Origin of the sequence: Pseudomonas folii, assembly GCF_014357575.1 — a bacterium.
Lineage (GTDB): Bacteria > Pseudomonadota > Gammaproteobacteria > Pseudomonadales > Pseudomonadaceae > Aquipseudomonas > Aquipseudomonas folii.
This window is the reverse complement of the sequence record NZ_JACONW010000113.1, coordinates 1-18,478: the sequence shown is the minus strand read 5'-3', so window position 1 is coordinate 18,478 and position 18,478 is coordinate 1. Positions and strand designations below refer to the sequence as shown.

Sequence of the window (18,478 nt, the reverse complement as noted above, 5' to 3'; positions counted from 1 at the left end):
AAAGAGCAGACGTCCTAGGGCTATGGCGACCAAATACAATTCTGTTGGCGACAGCAGTTTTGTATATATATTCGTTGCGATAAAATTTTCGTGCCGAGTGAAAAGCAAAGCCAAATAGGTCCTTTACAGTTTGTACAGATGTCGGCAGAGTTGATAGGTTTATACTAGTAAATACGTCTTTCGGTTGTTCTCCGCGTGCCAATGCTAAAAAATTTGGACGGTTTAGAATTCTGGCGTGGCTACGAAGTTCGTCATTAATAATTTGCATGTCGTTCTGCCATAATTCGGATGGCTTTTTACCTAATTGAAATATTATCGTGCTTTATCGTTGTGGCACTATTAAACAAGGAAAACGCTGTGGAGAGCTAGTTGGTTTTCACACGCTCTCCGGGCCTCACCATACACTTTCACTCTTCACATTGTCTAGTTTTCTTGTAGGGTACGAGTATGCGGGTATGCGCAGCTGACAATGGAGAAAGTGCCGCCTTTTCAGGCAACCCTTTCGTTTGAAGCTTGTTGGCGCGGGATCAAATCAATCCCAGCTCAAAGCCCCACCAGTCTGATACGCAATAACTCGAGCCTCAAAGAAGTTCTTCTCTTTCTTCAAGTCCATGATTTCGCTGAACCTTTGGAACGGGCTTGTGCTACCCGGATACTCCTCTTCAAACCAATCTGGCTCAGGCGACGGTTTGCGATGAACTTGAGGTAGCCCGCCATCATGAGCGGCGCTCATGCCCAGTGTGCCGCGCGGCATAGTGTCGCGTGCGTATTCAATTTCCAAATGGGCCTTGCAGGATTATCTGGCTGGCATCTTCCTTCATTTCAGCGTCACACAGTGTAGGTTTTCGATTTTGATATGCTTGGTCAAATCACTGTCATGGGATGGCGTCTGTTCAGGCTAATCTGAGGTGGAACCTATTCAGGTCGATCTCAGTAGCTGCAGCGTGAGCCACTAAACAAAAGTCTCCCCAAGATAAAGCCGATGCGTCTTCTCAATTACGTCAACCAAAGGCGGCGCTACGCCTACCGATACCGCGATTTCTCGCCAGCGCTTAACCGCCAAGCAAACCTCTCCGATGATGCCTTGGGCATCAATACCTCGTACCTGTTTGGCTACGGCCTCCAAGTCAGCCAATTCGAACTTGTCACGCTTGCCGTTGACGGTCATTTGGTGGGTTTCGACCCAGAAGCTCCCGGGCTGGTACGACCACGATACGTCGTAGGCGGGGGAGAGCGACCAGTTGCCTTGGTGATCCATCAGGAAACTGGTGTTCTTGGTATGGTCGTCCTGATTGCGCGCAACCACGTTGAAAACCATGCGGCGGTAATACTCGGTGGCTTCGTCGCGTGATAGTCCGAGCACGCGCATTACGCCAAAGGCTTCTTCGTATGAATAGGCACCCGGTCGTTTGTAGTCGGCATGGTCCAGTGCGCAGAGGGTGGCCATGTGGATTTTGTCGCCGTCATCGGTCCGGTCGAAACGCTTTGTCAGGAAGTGCGCCCGACCGCCTTCCTGGAGGAGTTCGCATTGGCTCATGGTGATGCCTGCGGCTTTGGCCATCAGCGAATAGGCGTATTCCACGCGCCCGAAGCCTTGTGAGTCGGCCAGGACGTCAGTGTTTTTAGCGACGTCGAACTTCAGCAGCCAATAGGTAAACCCCTTGGGTGCTTTGACTTGTCCTGATCGAATCTCCCCTGCGGCATTCATTGCAATGACGGCTTTTGCACGGGCGCCGCCTGCGCTGGTGCCGACCTGTATCAGGCGTTGAAGCGCTTGATCATCGACGCTGGGATCATGTTGTTCCAGGCGCTCTGCCAGGCTTTCCCTTTGAGAGAGGACTTCACTGGCGAGCTCAACAAGCGCCTCTATCTGAATGCTCTCACTGGCTTTTGCGGATCCATCGAGGGCGGGTCGATATTCAAGCGCTCCCATTCCGCGCATGCCTTGGTAGAGGATTCGTTCTACAGGCGTGAAGGTCGACTTGTCTCGTCCCTCTTTGGCCAGCCATGCATCAATCAGCGCGTTACCGAAATCATCAGGTAGGGAGTCCGCGAGAATTGCGGGAAGACCTCTATAGGTCTCACGGTTCAGGCTGGGAAAGGCATAGGTTTGATTCACGGCAAGTGGCAAATGGATTGGCGAGATTTCGATGCCTGTCTTGACGAATCCGGGGTCGTATTCAAATAGACCCAACTGGGTCGTTTCGTCCCAAAGTAATCCGCCTACAAACAGATCGAAAAGGTACACCTTTGCCGTTATCACCACTGAACATCCTTTTTGGCTTTACCCTTTGGGGCTGAAACTACGCTGGCCCCGTTTTTAGTTACCTTCCGGACGGGCCGAGCTCCGGAGGCACGCACGCGCTGACTGCCTGCCATCTTGATCACTTGCAGTGGGCTCGGCAGAACGGCCTGGACCAGTGACGTCACTCTCTCCAGTTCACCGATGGCACGCAGCACGGCTATCAGATTCACTATCGTGCCTTTGCCATGCAGGAGGTTGATCAAGGTTTGTCGGCTGATACCGGCTTCCTTGGCCACTTGCTCTTGGCTCACATTTTTTTTGAGGCGCAACTCCTGGAGCCGAGCACCTATGGCGCTGGCAATGGCTTCGTCCGTCATGGCTTGAAGGCGCATGGTGTCTAAATTCCTGGGCCGAATGTGGTAGATAAAGATTTATGTCGCCAATTCCAGGGCTGCGAGGCGAACCCAATCCAGTGGGTAAAACAAAGGCTTTGCGTCTAGAAAATTAGGCATTAATCAGTATTTATAGATTTTATGTCTTGATATCTAGACGTTAGCTTAGGATGTTGCGCTTATCATAGTCCAGCCTCAGTTAATGTCTATAAATCTAGACAAAAATCGCATTAATCAGTTTTTTTGCCTAGAAATCTAGGCGATGAGTCCTTCTGAAGCACTGATTCAGCCGCAATAAAAAAGGGCCGCCTTTTCAGGTAGCCCTTTCGTCTCAAGCTTGTCAGCTCAAGATCGAAGCAATCCCAGCTCAACGCCCAGCAGCCTTAGGCTCATAACCCGAGTCTCAAAGAAATTATTCTCTCTCTTCAAGTCGATGATTTCGCTAATCCATGGGAACGGTTTAGTGGTCCGGGAGCGGGCGGCAATCACACCTTGCTATTGAGTAAGCAGCCAGCGCTCACCCCACCGCTAAAGGCGATGGTGTCCTGCTTAAGGTTAGAGTGCTCGACGTGCCCTGGATCGTAACCGCTATTTGTAGACACTCAAGCAGCTCATTCAAATGTCATTTTTCATGGGCGGTGTTTGCTGCAAGACTGGACCAGTTTGTGTGGGCGGGCTATTAGGCTCGGTGGTTTTTTTAGGTGCGCTGCCAGCTTTGGGCGAGTGCTGTTTAGGTTTAGGTGGAACCGTTCCCGTTGCATTCCCGAGATTCTCCAATGCTATGTCGCATGATTTTTTTAATGATGCAGGCATTCTTTCGGGATCAGAGCTGTAAGCATTGAGGCACAGGTAATAAAAATCGTTGATCGATGTAACAGAGTCGGCAATGGCCCAAACCACATCCGCAATCTTGGCAACGCTCGCTGAATCAGGTTGCGTCCCCTGCGAACTATTAGTAGCCGCGCCAGTTGCTACAGCCGAGATTATCCCGACCTTGGCCTTGTCGAGTTTCGCCTGCTGCTCCTCAATCAGCTTTTGTAGCTCCTTGGCCTGTGCGCTACTAGCGTCCAGCGTTTTGAGCTGACTCTTCGCAGCCTCAAGCAACTTCGTCTGCGTTTGCACATCTTGCGCGGTCAATGTTACTGAGCTGGTGCCTGTTACCGTCGCGATTGAGCCTTTAGTGACTCCGGTCAATTGTTCTATTGCCAGAATTGCAACGGTATTCCGTTGGTTCCGGGTGAGATACATCATATACGTAGCCTGATTTATGACTCCATTGGCATATGCCTGACACAAGGTATAAAGCTGATCACGCAGCAACTGGATGGATTGTGTGCGTAGGCCAATATTGGCTCCAGCCTCCTGATAAGCACCACTGATTGCCAGGATATCTGACTTGGACAGCGACCCGGAAGCGGCAATCGCCTTCAACGCATCCGGGCTGGGTTCGGCACAAATGATGCGTTGGTTATAGGCCACGCCGTCGATAACTGTAGGGCGCTCAATACCCGTCACAATCCGATCCTCGGCCTGCAACGTAAGGGTTGATCGCCAAGGTATGGTGCAACCCGCAAGAATGAGAGTTGCACAGAGCATGAGCGTGATCGCCGCTTTCATCGTATTCCCCATCAATCGTTGAGTGAGAGAAGGCGAAAGCTCGACGCCTGAGTGCAGCGTAGTCGATTGGATTGGGTGCAATGGCTGGGGCGACGAAGAGTACGAAAGGAAAACAGTTTCAGGTCTTCGAACGCTGAACTATTTATAGCTTGCGTATTTCCCAATGAAAAAGGGTCAATCCTCGCGTACCAAGGAGAATACCCATCTTCAGAGCGGAAAACCTCACTCTGGAATTTCGTTCCACGGGTCGTACCGGTACTCTTCATCTAGAGGAACGAAATTTAAGCCTTTCAAACCGCACTGAGCTGCCTTGTCTACAAAACGTTTACTGCATACGAGTTCCATTAATTCAGAAGACCAAAAAATATCTGCCTCTATATTGTTTTTTGTTATAAATTTACTTATCCAGTTATAGCAGTTTGCGTTTGGATAAAATTTGTTGACCGCTGGTTTGCCACTCTCCATGTTCAGTTCCAGACTGTATTCAGATTTGGATTCATCAAGCAGTGATTCCCATTGAGCGCTCAGAAAATAGAAGTAGTCCTTGCTTGTCTCTGCGCCATTCGCAAGATTTACCTTTACCGGTACTGAGCGATATTTCGCTTCTAATGTGTCACAAACATTTAGAAAATGTTGTGAAACAAGGTTTGTAGGGGAGCCGGAATAGTCCAAGTCTAGAACCTTCACGTCTTTATCCGTTACCCTGAATTCATGATTTTTTGTAATTGTAAATTTATAGGGGGCGGGATCGTATATTGTCCATTCCCAGTCGGTGTTTGCCACTCCTTCCAAAAATACCGGGCAGCCCTCATCAACGCTTTCATACTCAAGTACGTAAAAATTTGCGCTCACATTTGTCTCCCGGTAATAGTATTAATAGCATGTTTCCCATTTTCGAACCCTCGCTAATCAGGCGCTGGATTTGACCCATGCCGAGCGCCAATCTACTTTATTCGCTTGCAATTTTGGCGATGACCTTGCCCGTGGCAGGAATACACCCCCCCTTAATGTGAGCTATTCGATTTCCATCTCTGTGCTTTCCATGATCATCTGGCTGGCTTCATCCTTGATTTCGGCGTCCCGCGTTTGTGTCGATCTCGATTTAATAATCAGTTCTCCCGGCCATCCCCCAACCCCTTCAAAAAATAAACCACCCGTTCAGTCTCCTCAAACCCCAGTGCCTCATGCATCGAATGACTCACCTGATTCTCAACCAACGCATCCGAAGCCAGTTCTGTGCAACCCATTTCCACGGCCCACTGTTCAACGCCCGCTACGAGTTGTCGCGCGATGCTTTGGCCTCGGTTTGCGGGTTGGACGTACAGGCCTTCGAGGAAGGCTACCGGCGAGGAGTGGGTGCCGTTGACGTAGTCTGTTCGGATTGAGGCTTCTGTAAAGCCAAGCGTTTCGCCATTTTTGTGAGTGAAGGTGAGGACCAGGTAGCGCTCACTGCTGAGTAGGGCGTGTTTGTCGTGGTGGTTTTCAGTGGCGGAGTCAGGCCATAAGGCTGTGCGCAGGGGCAGCCATCCGTTGTGGTCGAGTAAGGTGCAGCGTTTGATCATCGCTGGAACGCTCTGATGGCTTGGCGGCTGAAGATCATAAGGCATGCTTCGTCTTGCCTTGACGGTTGGATGTGTGAGGTCGATCGCATCGCGAACAAGTTCGCTCCTACCGAGGGCGGTGGCCATGCCATTTCAGTACATCGCATTTCAAAGCCCATTGTGCAGAAGTATTGCGAAATCACTGCCGAACGTCTTTAACCGTTAAACCACGCTAGGCGAGTTGGCATCAGGCTTTGCTCTTTGTAAGCTTCAAAACTGAAAGTCGAGAGTCGGCTACGTTCAAGGCAGCGTTCTGCTTTAAAGGAAAATTTGGAGCCGGGTAATATGGACGAGGCGTCACTCAAATCACATCTGGCATTGCGTGTCAGTGAGTTCGGGGCTAAGTGGAACGAGATCGAGCGTGATGTCTACGCCGGGCATGAAAAAGAGGACGATGAGCTGCAGGAGACGTGTCCGGGTATTGAATACCACTACGCGGCGAGAACCGATTGGTTTGCGATTTTCGGCGAGCGTACTGCCCCCCTTTTTGATGATTACTGCACTGATAAGCGTCGGGTGTACGGCGGTAAAGGTCCTGGAAGCTTTGGTTTTCCAGCTAAATTCAACGGTGTCGAAAGCCCCACGGAAGTCCTGGTGGAGATCAAAACCAAATCCAGAGCCGAAGTCGTTATTAAAACGGAAACGAACTTTCAGGACGAATATCTCTTCGTCATGTTGAAAAAGGCTGGAGAGTGGAAAATCGATAGCTACAAAGCCCGCCGCTACGGGAATGAGAAATGGGATTCACGAATATTATGATCTGTGCGCTCCTTTAGCTCTTCGCGCTGCGTAAGGTGAGATGGCGGGCTTTGTCGACGCAAGCAGGGTGCGATGAGATGGGCAATGCGCCCACCTGCAGACGCTCGTCTAAATCAATTTCCCACTGTGGATAACTGGCGATGGAAGCTCGATTGCCTTCACTCATTACCTCGTCTGCGGGTAGTGCTTGATGCGGCACGGATAATCCTTCCATTCGCCTTTACAGGTGCCATCCAGGTATCGGTAATCAAAACGCACCACTTGCCCTTTTTTGGGCCAGTTTCGGCGTGGAATCATGGCCTGATAGTCTGACGTTTCCGGCAGAAACTTGAGAGTCGTGCCTTTCTCCGGGCAGACGACCGTGGCGGTCTTTGCGCTTACGTTGAGGATCTCGGCCTGCAACTCTGGATAGGGTTTCGTCAGGACATCCGTAATACGCAATTCCATGCTGCAGATTTGCCACGATGCTGCCAGGACGGTTGGGCAGAACATTGAAAGCATCACAGTAAATAGCGCGTAGTACGGTGCATGATTTTTCATGGTTGGCGTTGCCTGGGTTTGCTGATTTGTGTGGGGATTGTCATCTGGCCTGATGGTCAATCAGCCTCCCTTTCGAACAAGCCGTGGTCGAGGGCGTACTTCATCAAGCGGTCATCGAGTTGTTCGGCATCCTTATAAAATTGCTTGTCGAGGGCATCCAGCGCCGCTTCGCAATCAAGATCTCGCTCGTCTGCGTAGGTGGGCATGCTCAACTGACGCAAGCCCTGGTCGGTGGGCACGGGCTGGGTACCGAACAGCAGGCGCCTGGCCTCTTCGAACAGCGCCAGTGTCTGCGTCGCGCCCAGTTCAATCAGGCCCGCGCAAGCGATGTCGAAGTGCTCCCCCGAGGAGTTGCCGAAGTACTGATCGAAGCCGCCGTTGTAGACCTCGCCCTGTAATGCACTGACGGCGTAATAGCGCTGTTCTGCCAATGCCAGCCCTGAGAAACCTTCGGGGGTGTTGTAGACGCGGTTGACCAGCGCCGTCCAGTACAGCGCTCGCGGGCTGACGATGTAACGCTTGTGCTCTTCGGCCCGGAGTTTCCCGTCTTCGATATCTTTCCGATAGCCGCGCTTGCAGGGCACGCACATTCCGTCGTTGCGCGCCGCCGTGGTTGCCAATATCAAATTTGCGCAAGCCCGGCAGGGTTGTTTTTCGCTCATGTTCACTCCGTTGTGGTTCTGCTAACTGCAAGGCGTACTCAGCGCATCCAGTCACGCAGTACTTCGAATTCAATAGGGTCTGGTTGTTCGAGCCTTTCCAGATTGTGCTATGGCGATCAGTGCGGAAAAACGTTCTGGTAGCTCAATGCCGATCTTGAGTGCGAGCTTTTGAAAAGCGGCGTCCATTTCAGTGTCCTGTCTCTGCTTCAAGATAAGCAGGTTGCGTATGGCGGGGCGCCTTTAAAGGATTATCGTGCCATACATTGCGATGTGAAGTCAGGCGGGGAGGGCTGTGGGTCCATGAGAGCCGGATTTGAACCTGTGATAGCCATCAGGCCTGGCTCTTTGTAAGCTACGAAATCGAGCGTTCAAGCAGTGTTCTGCATCAATGGAAATTCTGGGGCCAGGTAAAATGGACGAAGCTTCACTCAAATCACATCTGGCATTGCAGGTCAGTGAATTCGGGACCAAGTGGAATTCGATCGAGCGTGAGATCTACGCCGGGCATAAAAAAGAAGATGATGAGCTACGGCAGAAGTATCCGGGCATTGAATACCACTACGCGGAGGGAAGAACCGATTGGTTTGCGATATTCGGTGAGCGTACGGCCCCGCTGTTTGATCATTACTGCACGGATAAGCGTCGGGTGTACGGCGGTAAAAATCCTGGAAAGTTTGGCTTTATAGCTAAGTTCAACGGTGTCGAAAGTCCAACGGAAGTCCTGGTGGAGATCAAAACCAAATCCAGAGCCGAAGTCGTGATTAAAACGGAGACGAGCTTTCAGGACGAATACCTCTTCGTCATGTTGAAAAAAGCGGGGGAGTGGAAGATCGATAGCTACAAATCCCGCCGGTATGGGGATGAGAAATGGGATTCGAGAATCTTGTGATCGGCGCGTTCATCAAAGAAATGTAACAGCCTGATTTGAAATTATCTTCTGTAGGAGCTCACGAGCAACGCGAGGCAGCGATGGCGGTCTGTCTGATACACCGCGATCGCGGCCTCGCGTTGCTCGTGCGCTCCTACAGGTCTGTGTTTGCTTTGCGACAGCGCCGCTCCTATAGCTCCTCAATCACACCGTCATTCAACGGCATACATAGCCAATAAAAAAGGGCCACCTTTTCAGGCAGCCCTTTCATATAAGCTTGTCAGCGCGGGATCAAATCAATCCCAGCTCAACGCCCCACCAGTCTGATACTCGATAACCCGAGTCTCGAAGAAGTTTTTCTCTTTCTTCAAGTCCATGATTTCGCTCATCCATGGGAATGGGTTAGTGGTGCCTGGGTATTCTTCTTTCAAACCGATCTGGCTCAGGCGACGGTTAGCGATGAACTTGAGGTAGTCCTCCATCATCGCGGCGTTCATGCCCAGTACGCCGCGCGGCATGGTGTCGCGTGCGTATTCGATTTCCAGCTGGGTGCCTTGCAGGATCATCTGGCTGGCTTCTTCCTTCATTTCGGCGTCCCACAGGTGCGGGTTTTCGATTTTGATCTGGTTGATCACGTCGATGCCGAAGTTCAGGTGCATGGATTCGTCGCGCAGGATGTATTGGAACTGCTCGGCGACGCCGGTCATTTTGTTGCGACGGCCCATGGACAGGATCTGGGTGAAGCCGCAGTAGAAGAAGATGCCTTCCAGTACGCAGTAGTAGGCGATCAGGTTGCGCAGCAGTTCTTTGTCGGTTTCGACGGTGCCGGTTTCGAACTTCGGATCGGAGATCGAACGGGTGTATTTCAGGCCCCAGGCGGCTTTTTTCGCGACCGATGGGATCTCGTGGTACATGTTGAAGATCTCGCCTTCATCCATGGCCAGCGATTCGATGCAGTACTGGTAGGCGTGGGTGTGGATCGCTTCTTCGAAGGCCTGGCGCAGGATGTACTGGCGGCACTCCGGGTTGGTGATCAGGCGGTACACGGCCAGCACGAGGTTGTTGGCGACCAGGGAGTCGGCGGTGGAGAAGAAGCCCAGGTTGCGCATGACGATGCGGCGCTCGTCGTCGGTCAGGCCTTGTGGGTCTTTCCACAGCGCGATGTCGGCGGTCATGTTGACTTCTTGCGGCATCCAGTGGTTTGCGCAACCGTCCAGATACTTCTGCCACGCCCAGTCGTACTTGAAGGGCACGAGCTGGTTAAGGTCGGCGCGGCAGTTGATCATCATTTTTTCGTCAACGGCAACGCGGGCGCTGGCGCCTTCGAGTTCAGCCAGGCCTTCGGCGACGTCCAGTGCGTCCAGTGCTTTTTTGGCACGGATCAGGGCAGGGGAGTCTTTTTCGGTGACGGCGCGAGCTTCGGTAGCTGCGGCGCCGCCGGCGCTGTCGAGGCGGTCCATGTTGGCTTCGTTGGCGTGACCGGCGTTGGTCGCTTTGGTGGCTACTTCGCCGTCTTCTTTATCGAATTCGTCCCAGCTCAGCATGGTGGAAGCTCCTGAATTTCAAAGGATGTAGTGCCTGCGTCGAGTGGATGACGCTGGCAACGGAATTTTCGGGTATTACTCAGGACCGACCTGAGGGTGATGCAGCGGATCGATCTGTGATTGCCGCCGCGGCCGGGGGCCTTACAGGCGAGCAAAACGGAGAGCCCAGGTGGCTTTCAGGCAAGACGGCATTGCGTGGGCAAAGGGTCATTTGAGTACCTTGGAGCGAGCGCGGGATTATACAGATTTCGCCCGACACTTGTTCATCTGAGACTACGTTTAAGAAGGGATTTTTGCTTTTTCTTCTGCATTTGGGGGTTCGTTCTCAGTGAAGAGTTAACGACCGGAAATGCAGCGGAAATCCCTTATGTAGTGGTTTTCATATTTCGAGACACAGCATATAGGTCATGAAGGTGTCCGGCAATGTGTCGTTGCGACGCATTTGCGGTATGGGGATTTGGCTTGACGGGGGTCAATGTTTCTCTATGCCTTGGATACCGGGGGGTTGTGGCGCGGAGGGGCTTTGCGGTTGGGATTTTTAGGTGACCAACGGTTGGTGTGGCGCGGTGTCGCCGTTCGGGTAGGAGGCAACTTGTTGGCGAGAGGGCCTGACGCGGTGTTGTGCCAGGTACGCCGCCCTCGCGAACAAGTTCGCTCCTACCGTTTGGCGCTTACGGGGCTTGACGTGGGACCGGCTAAAGCAGTCCCACGTCCGTGTCGGCAGGTAGGGTGTGTTTCGTTCTTCTTCGACGGGCTTCGGTTAGCCTACTTTAAAGAACGCGACTTTTTCGGTGAGGCGGTCTGCCAGTTTTGCCAGTTCCTGGCTTGCGGTGGCCACTTGTTTTGATCCGCTTGCGGACTGAACCGTTGAGCCGTGAATACGGTTGATGTTGACGGCAACTTCTTCCGCCACGCTGTTTTGCTGAACCGAGGCGCTGGCGATCTGTGCGTTCATGCGGTTGATGGCGCCCACTTCCTGGCTGATCTTGGACAGTGCGCCTTGTGCATTGCGGGTTTGCTCAACCGTGCGGCCCACCAGTTCGCAGTTGTCACGCATGGTTTGCGCAGCGGTTTCAGTGCCGCTTTGCAGGGTGCTGATCATGTCCCGGATGTCTTGCGTCGAGCGCTGGGTGCGGTTGGCCAGGGAGCGCACTTCATCGGCAACGACCGCAAAGCCTCGGCCATGCTCGCCAGCCCGCGCTGCTTCAATGGCCGCGTTAAGGGCCAGCAGGTTGGTTTGGCTGGCGATTGAGTTGATCACGTCGATCACGCTCTCAATCTCTTCGCTTTGTTTGGACACCCGCTCGACGGTCAGGGTGGTTTCCGCCAGTGACGTAGCCAGTTGTTCGATCGCCAGGGTGGTGTCTGCAACCAACTGGTTGCCGCTGACCACTTCGCCGTCGGCCAGGCGCGTTGCATCAGCGGCTTGCGAGGCGTAGCCGGTGACTTCGTTGACGGTGGCTGCCATTTGCGTGATGGCGGTGGCTACTTGCTCGGCTTCACGGGTTTGCAGGTTGATCTGGTCGTTGTTGGTAATCGAGGTGGCGGACAGCAGCGTGGACGACTGGTTAACTTCCTGAGCGGCCATGCGCACTTGGGTGATGGTGTCGGACAGGCGGCTGAGGGCTGTTTTCAGTACACCCATCACGCTGTCGGGGTATGGGGTCACGATGCTTTGTTGCAGGTCGCCCGCGGCCAGACGCTGGATGGCTTGAGCCACTTCGGTGGGTTCTGCGCCGAGGGTGGATTTGACGAAACGGATGATGAGGATCGACAGAAAGATGCTCAGCAGCAAGGCCGCGCCGGTCGCCAATAACATCAAGCCACGAAACTGGCTGGCGGTGGCCTGCACATCATTGAGCTGCGATTTGATGGACGCTTCTTCATAGTCAATCAAGGCGTTGATGCGCTTCAGCCACTCGCTGTAGTCGGCGGATATCTGGTTGAGCAGCAAAGCCTGGGAAGCAGCGATGTCGCCGGTGCGGCGCAGCTCGATCAATTTACTGGTGGAGGCGAGGGTGCGCTGTTCGATGTCTTTAATGGCCTGCAGCATGGATTGCTCTTGCGGGCTGACGGGGTTGCTTGCGAACAGTTGGTCCATCGGCGTGGCTGAGTCCACGTAGTCTTTTTGCAGGCGGGTGACTTCAGTCAGGTGGGATTCAAGATCGCGATCATTGGTCACCAGCACTGCATCGCGAATGGCGATGGCGCGGTTGTGAACGCTGCCGCGGAAGTTGATCGCATAGCGCTGCACTTTCGCGGCGTTTTCGCTGACGTCTTCCAGGGTGGTGTCGATATATCCAACTCGTTGGATACCCACGGCGGTAATCAATACAAGCAGCGACACGATGGCGGCAAAGCCCAGGCCGATGCGCGATGCGAGAGAAATCGGGTTTTTCATGGGGGGAACTCGTGGGTAAACAAAGTGCTGAAGCGCGCTGGTATCAATGCGCCATCTATTGCGATAACGGGAAGGTATCTCCAGTCGGCCTTAACGCCCAATTGAGGGTAGCTACAGTAGGCATAGCGGCATGCTATGGAATTTAGTGAGCCCGTCCGTCCGTCTGGCTCCATATCATGCCACTGCGCATGCGTTTGCGGGGGATGAATTGTCTGACGCCTCTCGCGAACAAGTTCGCTCCTACCGTGTGTCTCGTGCCGGGTAGGAGGTAACTTGTTGCCGAGAGGGTTTGACGCGGTGTTTCAGGTCAATGTTAGGTGTGTTTGTTGCGACAGGTTTTGAGTAGGTCTTCGCGAGTTGGAAGAGGGCGGGCGATATCGAGTTGAAGCGAGGGTGCAGGAAGCGGTTTAGCGGGGGGAAGCCGGGAGGTTTTGAGGCTCCCGGTTTGTATTTCGGTAGTTACAGCAGAGTGACCTTATCGCGGGCAAGCCTCGCTTCCACAAGGAGAGCGAGGCAGCTTTCAAGATTGCCTTATTGGCAAGCCTCGCAATCCGGCTCGTCAATCGCACAGGCCTTCGGCACTGGAGCTGGACCGGCTGGTGCAGCTTCGGTTGGACGCGGTGCGCTGAGCGCTGTGTCGTCCGGGCCGTGGCCGCCGCTCGATACTGCGTTGAGCTTGCCGGTGTTGACGGTGGATTTCTCGGTGCTGGTTGCGGCCAGGGCACGGAGGTAGTAAGTGGTTTTCAGACCACGGTACCAAGCCATGCGGTAGGTCACGTCCAGTTTCTTGCCCGATGCGCCAGCGATGTACAGGTTCAGGGACTGAGCCTGGTCGATCCACTTCTGGCGACGGCTTGCTGCGTCAACAATCCACTTGGTGTCGACTTCAAACGCGGTGGCGTACAGGTCTTTGAGTTCCTGTGGGATGCGCTCGATCTGTTGTACCGAACCGTCGTAGTACTTCAGGTCGTTGATCATGACCGAGTCCCACAGGTCGCGTGCTTTGAGGTCGCGGACCAGGTACGGGTTGATCACGGTGAATTCGCCCGAGAGGTTCGATTTCACGTACAGGTTCTGGTAAGTCGGTTCGATCGACTGCGAGACGCCTGTGATGTTGGCGATGGTCGCGGTCGGTGCGATGGCCATGATGTTGGAGTTACGAATACCTTTCTGTACACGGGCACGTACTGGCGCCCAGTCCAGGGTTTCGTTCAGGTCAACGTCGATGTACTTCTGGCCACGCTGCTCGATCAGGATCTGTTGCGAATCCAGTGGCAGAACGCCTTTGGACCACAGGGAACCCTGGAACGTCTCGTAGGCACCGCGCTCGTCGGCCAGGTCGCAAGAGGCCTGGATCGCATAGTAGCTGACAGCTTCCATCGAACGGTCGGCGAACTCGACAGCTGCATCGGAACCGTAAGGAATGTGCTGCAGATACAGCGCGTCCTGGAAGCCCATGATGCCCAGACCCACTGGACGGTGACGGAAGTTGGAGTTCTTCGCTTGCGGCACGGAGTAGTAGTTGATGTCGATCACGTTATCGAGCATGCGAACGGCTACGTCGATGGTGCGCTTGAGCTTGTCGGTGTCCAGCTTGCCGTTGACGATGTGGTTCGGCAGGTTGATCGAGCCCAGGTTGCAGACCGCGATCTCGTCCTTGTTGGTGTTCAGGGTGATCTCGGTGCACAGGTTCGAGCTGTGAACCACGCCCACGTGCTGCTGCGGGCTACGCAGGTTGCACGGGTCTTTGAACGTCAGCCATGGGTGGCCGGTTTCGAACAGCATCGAGAGCATCTTGCGCCACAGGTCTTTGGCCTGGATGGTCTTGAACAGCTTGATCTTGCCTGGGTATTCGCTCAGGGCTTCGTAGTACTCGTAACGCTCTTCGAAGGCTTTACCGGTCAGGTCGTGCAGGTCCGGTACTTCGGAAGGCGAGAACAGGGTCCATTTGCCGTCATCGAAGACACGCTTCATGAACAGGTCAGGGATCCAGTTGGCGGTGTTCATGTCGTGGGTACGACGACGGTCATCACCGGTGTTCTTGCGCAGCTCGATGAACTCTTCGATGTCCATGTGCCAGGTTTCCAGGTAGGCACATACCGCGCCTTTGCGCTTGCCACCCTGGTTAACGGCTACGGCGGTGTCGTTCACGACTTTCAGGAACGGTACAACGCCCTGGGATTTGCCGTTGGTGCCTTTGATGTACGAGCCCAGCGCACGAACCGGCGTCCAGTCGTTGCCCAGACCGCCTGCGAATTTGGACAGCATGGCGTTGTCGTGGATGGCGTGGTAAATGCCCGACAGGTCATCCGGAACGGTGGTCAGGTAGCAGCTGGAGAGTTGCGGACGCAGGGTACCGGCGTTGAACAGCGTAGGGGTCGAGGCCATGTAGTCGAAGGACGACAACAGGTTGTAGAACTCGATGGCGCGGTCTTCTTTGGCTTTCTCTTCGATTGCCAGGCCCATGGCCACACGCATGAAGAAGATCTGCGGCAGTTCGAAACGGATACCGTCCTTGTGGATGAAGTAACGGTCGTACAGGGTTTGCAGGCCCAGGTAGGTGAACTGCTGATCGCGCTCGTGGTTGATCGCCTTGCCGAGTTTTTCCAGGTCAAAAGTGGCCAGGATCGGGTTCAGCAATTCGAACTGAATGCCTTTGGCGATGTACGAAGGCAGGGCCTTGGCGTACAGGTCGGCCATTTCGTGGTGAGTAGCGCTTTCGGCCACTTCCAGGAAATTCAGGCCTTCGGCGCGCAGGGTGTCCATCAGCAGGCGGGCGGTCACGAACGAGTAGTTCGGCTCGCGCTCAACCAGGGTACGGGCGGTCATCACCAGCGCGGTGTTGACGTCTTTCATCGCCACGCCGTCGTACAGGTTTTTCAGGGTTTCGTTCTGGATCAGGTTGGCGTCGACTTCAGCCAGGCCTTCACACGCTTCGGTGACGATGGTGTTCAGGCGACCCATGTCCAGTGGCGCAACGCTGCCGTCGGCGCGGGTGATACGGATCGAAGGGTGGGCGTCGACCGGTGCGTCGGTGCCACGAACGGCACGCTCCTTCGAGCGCTCGTTACGATAGATGACGTAGTCGCGAGCCACTTTCTGCTCGCCGGCACGCATCAGGGCCAGTTCAACCTGGTCCTGGATTTCTTCGATGTGGATGGTGCCGCCCGAAGGCATGCGACGCTTGAAGGTGGCAGTGACTTGTTCGGTCAGACGGGCCACGGTGTCGTGGATACGCGAAGACGCAGCGGCAGTGCCGCCCTCAACTGCAAGAAACGCTTTGGTGATAGCGACGGTGATTTTGTCGTCGGTGTAGGCGACGACAGTGCCGTTACGCTTGATCACGCGCAGCTGGCCGGGAGCGGTCGCGGACAGATCCTGTTGGGACTGGCCTGTCTGCGGCGCCGGATTCGGCGAATTCTCGCGAGTTGTGTCTGTTTGCATGGGTGTCTCCACATTCTCTATGTTTGTTTGGGTGCTACTCAGCACCCACCGATCCGGTTTGTAGGCATTCAGTCGACAAAAGCGTCGGCTGTAACGACCTCAAAACGGAATGGGGATGGCGGATTTCACCGTCCCTGGCTTTGAAGTCAAAAAGGCAGCGAAATCGTTGCTCGCTGCCTCGGGAAATCTGTTGGATGGTGCCTGTTAAATATTGCAACAAATGCTTGAATTTGCTGCGGTCGAAGAGGGTATGCATGCTCAGGTGGCTGGGGCGCAGCTTGGGCTATTGAATGAGCCTTTGATTCAACCCTCGACACGTAAGAAAAATGCTTGAAATCCCTGTTCGACTTGTGTTGGGTTTTTACCGTAAAACCCTACATGTAGGGTTGTCCGTGAAGCCGGGCTACAAGATAAAGCGTTTTGGACACCAATTGCAACGCACTACCTGTGGATAAAGCTGTGTGTAATTGGTGTATGAAAGCTCCGCCTCGCGTGTAGGCCGCATAACTACTGGACCGACGCCCTTCGGAGACTTATTAAGGTTTTTTTACGCGGCTCGGCGGATTTTTGCGGGCGCGAACCCTATCACAGAAATTGCCTTTGGCAAGGGCGGTTTGGCATGTGGTGTGCTTGGTGGTGATGGTGGTTAGAATTGTGGGGTTTTGGTTCGGGGGCTGTCCTTCCCTCGATGCAGATGTTGTTCCTGTAGGAGCTGCCGAAGGCTGCGAAGGCGGTGTATCAGGCACATTGCTTTCGCAGCCTTCGGCAGCTCCTACAGAAATTGAGAGTCCCTCTTCTCCCATCAGGAACCCCAATGCCCCTCACCTTATTCAGCGGCGCATTTGAGTGCTTCGGCCAGGGCATGCTGGCGGACGACGACCTGCGTCCGGTGCGGGCTTTGCCGGAGCTCTTGCAGGCTGAGGTGCTGGATGCGCTATTGCTGAACATCTATGGGCCTGAATTGCTGGCCAGCCATCGGTCGGTGTTGATGTCGCAGTGGTCCAAGTATTACTTCATGCAAGTGATCCCGCCGGTGGTGGCGGCAGGTCTGGTGCATGGATGGCGCTGGCCGTTGCAGCTGGATCAGATCGCTGTGGCGCTGGATGAACGCGGCGTGCCGGTTGGGTTGCGGTTTCTCGGCGTTGGCACGAGTCAGCCTGTGAGTTTTACCGAGCTGATGAATGACAACCTGCATCCTTTCATTAATGCGCTCAGTAGGCAGGGCGATGTATCGAAGGCGGTTTTGTGGGGCAACGCCGGGGATTACCTTGAGCGGTGCCTTGTGCAATTGAGCACGTTGACCGATATCTCGCTGGACGCAGGTTATGAATTGTTGCGCAGCAAGACCTTGAGCGATGGGCAACGCAATCCGCTGTTCGATGCCATTCGCTATGTGGGCGAACCACCACGTCGGCAGCGGCGCAGCTGTTGTTTGAGTCATCAGGTGGCGTGGGTGGGGCGGTGTGAGCATTGTCCGATTGGAGCAGATTAGCCCGGTCAATGTAAGAGCTGCCGAAGGCTGCGAAAAGCGGTGTGTCAGACAAATCGCTTTCGCAGCCTCCAGCAGTTCCTACAGATCCTGTTTTTGACTGGCAGGCACTGCCACCAGACTCAACAGATGCTCGCCCTGCACGCTGAATTGCCCTTCCAGTTCCTTGCCGTTGTGCCATTCGCTGGACAGGTCGGTCAGCAGGCGCAGGCGAGCTTTGCCGTCGGCGGACCAGTGCAGCAGTTGCGCATCTTCGAAATAGAAGCGTTTGTGGACTATAGGGTACAGCGCCTTGAACAGTGCTTCTTTTATAGAGAAGGTCAGCGTCACATGGAGCGCGACCTGTTCAGTTGGCCCAGCGGCCATTTGCTGCATTTCCCACGGCGTGAGGATTTCCGCGGCCAGACGCGTGGCGCGCTCGTGACTGAGCAGGTTTTCAGTGTCCAGCCCCAGGCCACGCCAATGCTGTTTGTTCGCGACGATGGCCGCGGCCCAGCCGGTGCTGTGGGTGATTGAACCGCATATGTCGGGCGGCCAGATGGGCGCGCGGTCTTCACCGATGTCCGGGACCCAGTCACGACCGTCCAGATGCTGCAGCGCTGCCCTGGCGCATAAACGACCGGCGAGAAATTCGGTTTGCCGTTTGGCGACGGAGCGCTGAATGCTGGCGGGAGGTGTAATCAGGCAGCGCTGAAAATCGCCATCGGCCAGTTGCTTTGGGTCGAAGTAACCGCTGACCAACGCCACATTCGCCAAGGCATGGGGCAATGGCCAATGGTGATGGAGGGCGGGGCAGCAAGTGGGGAAATGCGGGGTTTGAGTCATGGGCGGCATTTTGCCGGGGGAAGGCGGTGCTGGGAAGGCTGTTTGCCAGATACGGCATTCGCCCGACAAACACCAGACCTGTAGGAGCTCA

14 protein-coding genes and 3 pseudogenes are annotated in these 18,478 nt (G+C 54.5%); 3 read left to right on the top strand and 14 right to left on the bottom strand.

Features of this window, described 5'->3' with window-relative positions:
- From H8S59_RS26825 to aac(6'), 8 genes and pseudogenes are all read right to left on the bottom strand, one after another.
- Positions 1-268 (bottom strand): annotated as a pseudogene (locus H8S59_RS26825) (hypothetical protein); the annotation flags it as partial.
- Positions 269-532: 264 nt separating this feature from the next.
- Positions 533-871 (bottom strand): annotated as a pseudogene (locus tag H8S59_RS19870) (ribonucleotide-diphosphate reductase subunit beta); the annotation flags it as partial.
- A gap of 81 nt (positions 872-952) precedes the next feature.
- Complete coding sequence (locus H8S59_RS19865; RefSeq protein ID WP_343073071.1) at positions 953-2,266, bottom strand: type II toxin-antitoxin system HipA family toxin; 1,314 nt, start codon at positions 2,264-2,266, stop codon at positions 953-955.
- A complete protein-coding gene (locus H8S59_RS19860) occupies positions 2,260-2,637 on the bottom strand; it encodes a helix-turn-helix transcriptional regulator (RefSeq protein WP_122807249.1) in 378 nt (125 codons plus the stop codon). The genes H8S59_RS19865 and H8S59_RS19860 overlap by 7 nt, the downstream gene beginning before the upstream one ends.
- A 359-nt stretch (positions 2,638-2,996) precedes the next feature.
- Positions 2,997-3,105 (bottom strand): annotated as a pseudogene (locus tag H8S59_RS27390) (hypothetical protein); the annotation flags it as partial.
- A 147-nt stretch (positions 3,106-3,252) separates the two neighbouring features.
- On the bottom strand, positions 3,253-4,254 hold the full coding sequence (locus H8S59_RS19855) for a hypothetical protein (RefSeq protein WP_187522543.1): 1,002 nt from the start codon (positions 4,252-4,254) through the stop codon (positions 3,253-3,255).
- Positions 4,255-4,476: 222 nt separating this feature from the next.
- Positions 4,477-5,106, bottom strand: coding sequence for an imm11 family protein (locus tag H8S59_RS19850; RefSeq protein WP_187522542.1), 630 nt, complete (start codon positions 5,104-5,106; stop codon positions 4,477-4,479).
- A gap of 257 nt (positions 5,107-5,363) precedes the next feature.
- A complete protein-coding gene (gene aac(6') / locus H8S59_RS19845; RefSeq protein WP_187522547.1) occupies positions 5,364-5,816 on the bottom strand; it encodes an aminoglycoside 6'-N-acetyltransferase in 453 nt (150 codons plus the stop codon).
- A gap of 324 nt (positions 5,817-6,140) precedes the next feature.
- Between aac(6') and H8S59_RS19840 the strand changes: the two genes are divergently transcribed.
- Positions 6,141-6,614, top strand: a complete 474-nt coding sequence (locus H8S59_RS19840) for an NTF2 fold immunity protein (RefSeq protein ID WP_095095026.1) — start codon at positions 6,141-6,143, stop codon at positions 6,612-6,614.
- A 165-nt stretch (positions 6,615-6,779) separates the two neighbouring features.
- Here H8S59_RS19840 and H8S59_RS19835 read toward each other — a convergent pair whose 3' ends face one another.
- Both H8S59_RS19835 and H8S59_RS19830 read right to left on the bottom strand, forming a co-directional pair.
- Positions 6,780-7,154, bottom strand: a complete 375-nt coding sequence (locus tag H8S59_RS19835) for a hypothetical protein (protein ID WP_246475481.1) — start codon at positions 7,152-7,154, stop codon at positions 6,780-6,782.
- 56 nt (positions 7,155-7,210) lie between these two features.
- The gene (locus H8S59_RS19830; protein ID WP_187522541.1) at positions 7,211-7,816 is read right to left on the bottom strand and encodes a DMP19 family protein; all 606 of its coding nucleotides are present in this window, start codon (positions 7,814-7,816) and stop codon (positions 7,211-7,213) included.
- 388 nt (positions 7,817-8,204) lie between these two features.
- On the opposite strand from H8S59_RS19830, the gene H8S59_RS19825 reads away from it, so the two are divergent.
- Positions 8,205-8,705, top strand: a complete 501-nt coding sequence (locus H8S59_RS19825; protein WP_214658392.1) for an NTF2 fold immunity protein — start codon at positions 8,205-8,207, stop codon at positions 8,703-8,705.
- 275 nt (positions 8,706-8,980) lie between these two features.
- Here the strand turns inward: H8S59_RS19825 and H8S59_RS19820 are convergent, their stop codons facing one another.
- The 3 genes from H8S59_RS19820 to H8S59_RS19810 all read right to left on the bottom strand — a co-directional run bounded on the left by H8S59_RS19820 (position 8,981) and on the right by H8S59_RS19810 (position 16,073).
- A complete protein-coding gene (locus H8S59_RS19820; protein WP_087272475.1) occupies positions 8,981-10,228 on the bottom strand; it encodes a ribonucleotide-diphosphate reductase subunit beta in 1,248 nt (415 codons plus the stop codon).
- Between the two features lie 760 nt (positions 10,229-10,988).
- Positions 10,989-12,629, bottom strand: coding sequence for a methyl-accepting chemotaxis protein (locus tag H8S59_RS19815; RefSeq protein WP_187522540.1), 1,641 nt, complete (start codon positions 12,627-12,629; stop codon positions 10,989-10,991).
- 531 nt (positions 12,630-13,160) lie between these two features.
- Positions 13,161-16,073: a ribonucleoside-diphosphate reductase subunit alpha gene (locus H8S59_RS19810; protein WP_187522539.1), complete on the bottom strand. Its 2,913-nt coding sequence runs from the start codon at positions 16,071-16,073 to the stop codon at positions 13,161-13,163.
- Between the two features lie 814 nt (positions 16,074-16,887).
- On the opposite strand from H8S59_RS19810, the gene fhuF reads away from it, so the two are divergent.
- On the top strand, positions 16,888-17,565 hold the full coding sequence (gene fhuF / locus H8S59_RS19805; RefSeq protein WP_187522538.1) for a siderophore-iron reductase FhuF: 678 nt from the start codon (positions 16,888-16,890) through the stop codon (positions 17,563-17,565).
- Positions 17,566-17,643: 78 nt separating this feature from the next.
- Here the strand turns inward: fhuF and H8S59_RS19800 are convergent, their stop codons facing one another.
- Entirely contained in the window at positions 17,644-18,387 is a 744-nt protein-coding gene (locus H8S59_RS19800; RefSeq protein WP_214658393.1) for a 4'-phosphopantetheinyl transferase family protein, read from the bottom strand.
- Positions 18,388-18,478 lie beyond the last annotated feature (91 nt).